At 66.6% G+C, this 1,264-nt stretch carries 1 protein-coding gene; it reads right to left on the bottom strand.

Features of this window, described 5'->3' with window-relative positions:
* Positions 1-211: 211 nt before the first annotated feature.
* Positions 212-1,264: IS110 family transposase (locus VMP31_RS17150; RefSeq protein WP_325508919.1), on the bottom strand; the 1,053-nt coding region annotated here is incomplete at its 5' end.

The following is a 1,264-nucleotide window of genomic DNA, read 5'->3' as shown; positions in this document are numbered from 1 at the left end:
CGTAGTTTCTATGAATGAAGTCAAGGATGAGCCATTGCACTGAGCGATGAAGGTCTTGAGGGCGCGCAGCCACCGGTGGGGACCGGGCCAGGGCCTGCGCCCCGCGGGACACGGCGTCTCGATGCGACGGTAGCCGGGCTTGATGGACGAGACTACGCCGCTGCGCGTCTTACTGGGGGCTGCGCCCCCAGCCCCCCGCTGGTGAATGAACTCATGCCGCCCCAACCAAGGACGGGTTGAACGGCTGCTGAGTAGTCCACACGGCGAAGGCGATGCGCAGCAGCTTGCGCGCGATGGTGCAGTGCGCCTGGGTCGCGGTGCGGCCCTTGGCCACGAGCTTGTCACGCAGGGCACGGAACAGCGGGTTGTTGCACGCGCTGACCGCTGCGATGTAGATCAGCCGGCGCTCCTCGGCATTGCCCTGCTTGGACAGCCTGCGCTGACCGCGGAACTGACCCGAATCGCGTACGCGCAAGTCCATGCCGAAGGCGGCCACCACTGCGTCGCTGTTGGCATAGGGCGTGCGGCTGAGCCGCGCTGCCACCGCGGCGCTGACCAAGGGTCCGAAGCCCAGGATGGAGCACAAGTGCTTGCGCCGCACCTGCAACGCAGCATCGCTGCGGTAAGCCGCCTCGATCTGCGCGTCAATGGCCGCCAGCAGCCGCTTGAAGGCCTCCTTGAGCGCCTTCAGCTGGGCATCGCAGTCAGGCAAGTCGGCCAAGCTCATGCGCAGGCTGTCGCGCTGCTTGACGATCTGATGGCGGCGCTGAATGAGCAGCGCCATCTTGGCGTGAAACGGCCCGGGCGGCACGTACGGATGGCAGCCAACGCTCTCGTTGAGCACGTAGCGCGCAATGCCGCGTGCATCCAGGACGTCAGTCTTGGCGCGCGAGCGCAACGCCGCCAGGTACTTGGCCACCTTGGCCGGGTTGAAGACGTAGACGACGTGGCCGGCACGCCAAGCCAGCTCGGCCAAGCGCTCGTGGTACCGGCCCGTGGCCTCCATCCCAATGCGGCAGCCCGGGGGCAGCGTCTTGAGCCAGCGGGTGATCGCTGCATCCGTATTGGCAATGGTGGTGACTGGCGTATCCAAGGTGCTTGCGTCGGCCGGCGCCACCGCCAGCGCCTTGCTGCCCACATCTGCCCCAATGCACTTGACCGCACCGGCCGGGGATTGAACTCGAACTGGCATGACCCGTACCCCGCTGCTCAGCGCAGCGGCTAGACTGAAACAGTCGGGGTGGGCGTTTGCGTTCGCGTTGGC

Source organism: Pseudomonas sp., from assembly GCF_035512415.1.
GTDB lineage: Bacteria > Pseudomonadota > Gammaproteobacteria > Pseudomonadales > Pseudomonadaceae > Aquipseudomonas.
This window is presented reverse-complemented; position numbering and strand designations above follow the sequence as displayed.